Below are 6,516 nucleotides of genomic sequence, written 5' to 3' on the forward strand. Positions count from 1 at the left end.
AGTTTAGGAAATATTGTATGAAAATAAATAAGATAGGTATTCTACTTTTTATAATATCCAGCTTTATAAGTATTACTTTTCTAGAAGTCGGTTTGCGCCTTTCTGGATATGTGTTTGAAAATATAAGATCAAGTGATCTGAAAGTACTGAGCGCTGAGAGCATGAACTATGATTCAGAGAGAGACTATGAAAAGTTCATGGTCAATGATGAGAAAATGAGTATTTGGTCTATTGGTGATTCATTTACTAATGCAGGAAATGTAAGTGCAGTCGAGAGTTACCCTTCATACTTATTTCAGATTCTCAATCGTCATGGGTATAATTATTCAGTATTGAATCTAGGACAATGTGAGGATCCAACTTGGGGTGTGTACCAAAGGCTAGAGAAGATATTAGCAGAGACTGAAAGAGAGAACTTACCTGCAATTGTAATTGTTTTAACTGGGGCCGCAGATTCATTTTATTATACTTTTAGCGGTTTAACTCCACCTCGAAGAGATGAACAGAAGGTATCAAATTTCTCTGTACCAGAACTCCCTTGGTATAAGAAATTAAGAGTATATAAGGTACTTAGGCATATAAAAACTGAATTAGTCGATAGAAGAGTACTAGGCGGTGATCGAGAGATTTCAAATGAGGTGTTAAGTGAATTAGCAAACTTATATGAAACAATTAAAACAAATAAGGAAAGTGGAACCTTAAATTGGCCTTTATATGAAGAACAAGTGACAGCAATTCTAGATGATTATAGACAATACTTAGATGGAGAAAAAAATGAATTCTCCTTTGATGATAAGGCCAGATTCATTTTTAACACAATTATTATACCAAGGATTAGAGGACTTACTGGGCAGATGAGATATGATGAGGCCCTATCTGTATTAATAGAGTTTGGAGGGGACTATCCTCTGTATTTTTGGAATGACGAAAGAAATGCGCCCATTTCTCTACATATAATGTCTCAATTAATGCTTTTTCAAAGTAAGTATACTTCAAAAGATATTGAAAATTTTCTACTGATATCAACTCAAGGTGTAGAGCACTTAAGAAGTAGTGAGCTGTACAAAACTGCTGAGAACTTCTTCCTTAAAAAGAAAAATATAGAGTCTGAAATATTGAAAGCTCGTACTTTTGCGTGGAGAAAAATTCTTGAATTATCTAAAAAATATAATTTTAAAGTTATGAGCCTCACTTATGCATCAGACTTTAAGGGAGCAAATGATATGGCCACTTCAGTGTCTAAATATGAAAATGCATACCTTGTTGATAACTTTAACTACTTTAGGCCTCTAATTAAAAAATATGGGAAAGAAAAATTATTTGCAGATGATAACCATTTTCAACCGTTAGGGTATGAGTATATGGCAAAGAATATATTTGAAAATTTAAAGAAATACGATTTGATTAAATAAGAGGATAGAGCATTCTCTTTATAAACGACTTTGGTAAGTCATCATTTTCTAGACCTATTTCAGTATCTTTAGATTTTGGTAAATAAAAAGTTCCAAACATTATATCCCATATAGTTAAAAGCAATCCAAAGTTTTGCCCATACTTCTTATATTTCACTTTGCTGTGGTGATAGTAATGGTTATCTGGAAAAATAAAAATATAGTTCAAAAAATAAGGGATTGTGAGTTTAACATTCGTATGTTGGATAACATCTGCTGTTATCGTAATAAAATATGTGGCCATCCTAATACCTTCAGATACATGAATGAAGGATGTAAGAATAGCTCCCATAGCATAGAAATATATATGTCCAAGTAGTGAGTGTCTAAAGGTTGCAATAGGATTTAGGTTTAAAACAGAGTGATGTAGCTTATGGATTTTCCATAAAGATGAATATCTATGTGCTGAGTAGTGAGTAAAGAAGCTTATAGCATCAAAGATAACAAATAAAATACATAGTTGTAATAAAGGGTGATATGTAGATATATCAATTGTTATTGATGAAAGTACTAATGAGAACTTGTCACTAAAGAAGCTTGAAGATTTTGCTAGAAAATAAGAAAGTATAACTTCATTAAAGATTAAAAACTTACTGTCTTCTAAGATGCCATTTGTAGAGTTTTTACTCACTGACCTTGGTCGTTTCTTTTGAAATATGAAACAAACAAATATTAAAAAGAATAAATAAAAATGTTCAATAGATAGCAAATTTTCTCCTACAAAATTAATCTATTATATCATGATTTTTTAAAGTGTTACTTCTACCCACAGGATAATTTTTATCTATATTTGAAGTATTTAGTAGTAGAACTAAGGAGCTAAGTATTCAATTTCTTTTAATAGTGTTGTTTTTCTTAAAGTGTCGATCTTTTTATGATGAAGAATTAATTCCATTAAAAGGCTTTCCTTAGAGCATTTTAAATTTGTTATAAGTGACTTTAATATATTTAGTTTTTCCAGGTTTATAGTGTCTATGTCTAAGCTGTTTAAGTAACTCAATACACTATTTCTTGTCTCGTTTAATTTCTTCTCTGTAAGGCCTTCTATCATATAATATTTAGGGCTAGAGAGGGGAGTGAAGCTGGGAAATAAGTTTAGATCACTCTTTAGAAAGTACTCAATTAAAGTTGGAATATGATCAAAATTTAATATGCTAAGAACTGTATGAACATTCACTTCGATATTGGGGTACTTTAATGATTCGATAGTTAATGATTGGTAATTACTATCTATTGTTTTCCAGTTACAAGGAAACCTAATATATTCTGCTCTTGCTCCTATAGCATCTATGCTGATTATTACTTCAATCTTTTTAAAGTGCTCGGTAAACTTTAGAATCCAATCAGAAGGAATTGTTAAGTTTGTAAATACTCTAAGTGTAATGGTTTTAGAATGCTCTACGTTTGAAAGTTGAGTTATAAATTCTTCAACATTCTTTGATAGGGCAGGCTCTCCTCCCGATATAACGACAAGAGATTTATGAGCAATATTTTCTATAATATGGTCTTTAATCGTATTGAACTTTTCTTGGAATTCTCTTGCGCTTAGACCTTCATTGTTAACATGGATATTTAAACTGTTAAGCTCTTTCTCTATTTTTTGAGAATAGGCAGGCTTACAAGAGAAGCATGAGAGATTACAAATATTTTCAAATGTTATATCTACATATTTTAATTCATTTTTCTTTTGATGATTAGAAAATATTTTTTGATAATATTTTCTTGGAGAGTCTCCAGTATCTTTTTCTAATTGAAAACAAGCAGTACAGTTCTTAGGGACTTCTCCCTGTTCTGAAGATTCTTTAACTTCCTTAAGTAGTTTGAAATTAGAGAGACTTTTACTGTAGTCCTCTGAAAAACCTGTATGATCATGGCAGCAGAGTCTTCTTCTAAGTCCCGCGTCGAAACTTAGAGCTCCATCCCACAGAGGGCAATGAAACTTATTAGTCATTAGTTATCTCTTTAGAATTAGGGAGATAGTCAGCGACCTCTAGCATGAAGGAGGCTCCTTTTGATTTTATTATCTTTAGAGCAATATTATATATCTTTAAATCATGTGTTTGCTTATAGATATTTAAAAAATCTTTTACTATAGATACAAGTTTATTGTCTTCGAATTTCAATATAGAGAAATCGATAGGCTCTCTTAAGAGCATTGGATAGAAATGAATATCTTTTTCTTTACAAAAGTTAATTGCAGCAAGAATCTCGTCGTAGTTATCTTTTTGTATTAAGAAGTTGCATGTTAAGTGAAAGTTTTTACTATCTCTTACTATTTTGATTTTATCTAAAGTATCAAGGGCCTTATTAAGATCCCCATTTACTCTTATCTTTTTAAATCTTTCTGGGTCAAAGCTATCAATACTAACAGCTGCAGAATATATATTTAAATTTTCTAATTTATTTTTTAATAAGCGATCAAAATCAAAGTGTCCATTTGTAACGAAACACCAGCGTATACTAGGTTTTACTTTCATTACTAGATCAATAAGGCGGTAAGTATCTTTTACAACAAAAGGCTCGCCTCCAACTAGCTCAATCTCTTCTACGTCGGGAAGGATTGATTCCTCTAGTTCTTTCCAGAACCTCTCACTTGTGAAGCCTCGATTTTCTTCACTTCTATTGGTACACATAATGCAAATTAAGTTACAAAATGAGTCAATCATAATATCTAGTCTTCGTATTTTTGAATCATTTCTTTCGGGGTTAATGTGATTGTGCAGTAGATGACAATTATACTTTCCTTGCATTTCTGTGCAGATAGAGCTTTGACCTTGTTGATGAGATGCTCTGAATGTAGTGGCCTTTTCTCCGTGCCAGATATCTCTCATAGAGGATTCTTTAATATTTCCTATATCCTCACGTCCTTGAATAAAGCCACAAGGGTAAACTTTCCCAGAGGAATGTAGGTAAAGTTGACTTGTTGCAATAGGGCATTGCTCATGCTTTTTTTTCAAAGACTTTCTCCTATGGTCAGTATCGTCATACTCTTGTTAGTATACTACAGTATTAAATAATTGATAAGAGAACTCATTGCTTCTAGATTGCAATGAGTTGAAGAGAGAGCATTATGGTTAATATTTATACAGAGTGGGACACTTTAAGAGAGGTTATTGTTGCAAACTGCTACAATATAAGCCGAATTAACGTCGATCTTAGCTTTAAATACTTTTTCCATGAAAACCTCAAAGACGAATTCATTAAAAATTCAATAGATCTCCAAAAACGAATTGTTGAGCAAAGGCAAGAAGACTTAGATAACTTCTCTAGCTTTCTAATATCGCAAAATATAAAAGTTCATCGTCCTGAGAAGTTAAAAGAAGTAAAAGAATTTAATACTCCTAATTTCAGTGACTGGACTTGCCCAGTAATTAACCCTCGAGATCAAGTTATCGTTTATGGTGATGAGATTTTAGAAACATCTTGTATTTGGAGAATGAGATATTTTGAAAATGATTTAATGAAAAGTATCTTTCGAAGTTATTTTTTACAAGGTGCTAAGTGGAGTAGTTCACCAAGACCTATTATGAACGACGAGTCTTATGATTTTGACTTTAAAAAGAATTTAGAAGAAATAGAGACAGGGTCTTTTGATAAGTATGAAATAATGTTCGATGGGGCTCAATGTTTAAAGTTTGGAAAAGATATTCTAATGAATGTTTCAAATCGTAATCACTATCTTGGTTATATTTGGCTAAAACAGCATTTATCAGGTAAGGCAAATGTTCATCCAGTCTGTCTGACTGATCATCATATTGATGGAATGCTAATGCCGCTTGCTCCTGGAGTATTATTAATTAATTCATCGAGCATGGAACAACAACTTAATAAGCTTCCAGAGAAACTTAGGAAGTGGAAGTGTATAAAAGTTCCAGCTCCTCATGGTCATAAATCAGATGCTGATACTACCTATCTTGCTTCACAGAATATAAATGTTAATATTCTTTCTCTTTCCGAAAAAGAGGTTGTAACATTTAATGAAGATGGAAATCCTGACCATGCTTTAGCGGAGCTATTGGCAAAGAATGGTTTTAAAGTTCATACCGCTAGACTCAGACACTCAAGGTTATTTGGAGGAGGGCTACACTGCTCAACTCTTGATATGGTAAGAGATGGGGAAGGGCGTAGCTTCTTTTAGATTGAAGACAAATTTATAAAAATATTTTAAACTTTCTCTGCCAAAAAGCTGTTTAGGCCTTGAATGAAGCGAAGAGGCCACTTCTTTTGAATTAAGTTTGTTAACCAAACAGGCATCCAGCCCTTAAAGTCTCCATGAAACTTAAAATCTATTGCTGTTGTATTATCCCCTAAGTCCTCAATGGTTACATCTAAGTACTCTACAGCTGACTGTATGTGAGATTTTGAAGCATACTTATGATTATTAATAGAATGTGCTTTGATGATGTACTTATTATCACTGATCTTTTCTAATTTCCCCTTTAGGAGAAACTCTCTATCTGTAGCAGGCCAAGGTGTTTTATAATACTCTGAAATAATCATTTCATTACTATTTAAAACTTCATGGATCTTTACTTGCTTTAGCTTAGGTGACCATTTGTTCTTATTAGGAAGGTCCATAAGAGCATTTAAAACAGTCTTTATTGGCGCAGATATTTTACCTTTAGCTCTAAATGGAAGAATCCCACTTTTAGATGTTCTAGAGTAAATATCAATATCATTTTCGGAATGAATTTTTGTCCACCTTATGGAGGCGAAATTCGAGAGGGATAAAAACAAAGAAAATACTAATATAATGTTTTTCATATCGATTTTATAAAATAAAACATGCTAAAATTTGTCATAGTTTAGTAGAAAATTGATTTTTTCCAGGGAATTTATGAAAAATGATATGAAATTAGAGATCAGACAGGCAGATGTTAAAGATATTAAAGGGATTATGTCCCTGATTAAAAAGGCCTATAAAGACCTCGAAGACTACTCAAAAGATGTAATCAGAGGCCAAATTACTAATTTCCCAGAGGGGCATTTCGTAGCGACTATGAATGACACCATTGTGGGCTACTGTTCAAGTATATTACTAGGTGAAAAGACTGTTCTAGCACCG

6 protein-coding genes and 1 pseudogene are annotated in these 6,516 nt (G+C 32.4%); 3 read left to right on the forward strand and 4 right to left on the reverse strand.

Features of this window, described 5'->3' with window-relative positions; genetic code table 11:
• Positions 1–17 precede the first annotated feature (17 nt).
• Positions 18–1,412, forward strand: coding sequence for a hypothetical protein (locus tag ABX784_RS14685; protein ID WP_372655815.1), 1,395 nt, complete (start codon positions 18–20; stop codon positions 1,410–1,412).
• Here ABX784_RS14685 and ABX784_RS14690 read toward each other — a convergent pair.
• The 3 genes from ABX784_RS14690 to ABX784_RS14700 all read right to left on the reverse strand — a co-directional run bounded on the left by ABX784_RS14690 (position 1,405) and on the right by ABX784_RS14700 (position 4,408).
• The gene (locus tag ABX784_RS14690; protein ID WP_372655816.1) at positions 1,405–2,160 is read right to left on the reverse strand and encodes a sterol desaturase family protein; all 756 of its coding nucleotides are present in this window, start codon (positions 2,158–2,160) and stop codon (positions 1,405–1,407) included. The genes ABX784_RS14685 and ABX784_RS14690 overlap by 8 nt on opposite strands.
• Positions 2,161–2,262: 102 nt before the next feature.
• Entirely contained in the window at positions 2,263–3,402 is a 1,140-nt protein-coding gene (locus ABX784_RS14695) for a twitch domain-containing radical SAM protein (RefSeq protein ID WP_372655817.1), read from the reverse strand.
• A complete protein-coding gene (locus tag ABX784_RS14700) occupies positions 3,395–4,408 on the reverse strand; it encodes a radical SAM protein (RefSeq protein ID WP_372655818.1) in 1,014 nt (337 codons plus the stop codon). The genes ABX784_RS14695 and ABX784_RS14700 overlap by 8 nt, the downstream gene beginning before the upstream one ends.
• 113 nt (positions 4,409–4,521) lie before the next feature.
• Between ABX784_RS14700 and ABX784_RS14705 the strand changes: the two genes are divergently transcribed.
• A complete protein-coding gene (locus ABX784_RS14705; RefSeq protein WP_372655819.1) occupies positions 4,522–5,589 on the forward strand; it encodes a hypothetical protein in 1,068 nt (355 codons plus the stop codon).
• 26 nt (positions 5,590–5,615) lie between these two features.
• Here the strand turns inward: ABX784_RS14705 and ABX784_RS14710 are convergent, their stop codons facing one another.
• Complete coding sequence (locus ABX784_RS14710; protein ID WP_372655820.1) at positions 5,616–6,215, reverse strand: START domain-containing protein; 600 nt, start codon at positions 6,213–6,215, stop codon at positions 5,616–5,618.
• 73 nt (positions 6,216–6,288) lie between these two features.
• Here ABX784_RS14710 and ABX784_RS14715 point away from each other — a divergent pair.
• Positions 6,289–6,516 (forward strand): annotated as a pseudogene (locus ABX784_RS14715) (carbon-nitrogen hydrolase); the annotation flags it as partial.

Origin of the sequence: Halobacteriovorax sp. (genome assembly GCF_041587335.1) — a bacterium.
Taxonomy (GTDB): Bacteria; Bdellovibrionota; Bacteriovoracia; order Bacteriovoracales; family Bacteriovoracaceae; genus Halobacteriovorax.